The organism is Bradyrhizobium sp. NBAIM08, assembly GCF_020193935.1.
Taxonomy (GTDB): Bacteria; Pseudomonadota; Alphaproteobacteria; order Rhizobiales; family Xanthobacteraceae; genus Bradyrhizobium; species Bradyrhizobium yuanmingense.
Window position 1 is genome coordinate 1 of the sequence record NZ_JADYVR010000209.1, and the last position, 464, is coordinate 464.

The 464-nt window shown below is 70.0% G+C and carries 1 protein-coding gene; it reads left to right on the forward strand.

What is annotated here, in order from left to right; translation table 11 throughout:
* Positions 1-170: 170 nt before the first annotated feature.
* The coding region (locus I6F37_RS39150; protein WP_368736814.1) for a glycosyltransferase family 2 protein at positions 171-464 on the forward strand (294 nt) is incomplete at its 3' end.

The following is a 464-nucleotide window of genomic DNA, read 5'->3' on the forward strand; positions in this document are numbered from 1 at the left end:
GGGGGCCACCGGCGCGTACTCGAACCGGCTTGTGACCAGCTCCACGTCGGCGCCCGCCTGCGCCAGCGCGGCACAGAGCGCGCGGTCGTATGGCGGCGTGAATGCCGGCGGGTCGACGATCTGGACACGCATCGTCGACGATTCTTCCTGTGGAGCTCTCCTACTGCGTCGTGAACACGAATGGGCGCGAGCTGCTGCTCGCCTGCCTGCGCTCGATCGCGGCCAACGCTCCAGGCGATCTCGAGAGCGAGATCCTCGTCGTCGACAACGCTTCGGACGACGGCTCGGCGGACGCCGTGGAGGCGTGGGCGGCGAGCAACGAGGGCGGCGCGCCGGCGCTGAGGCTGATCCGACGTGAGGCGCGTGAGGGCAAGGCCGCCCTCGACTCGCTGCTCCTGTCCGAAGCTCAGGGCGAGCTCTGTCTGCTGCTCAACGAGGACTCTGAGCTGCGCCCGGGGGCTGTG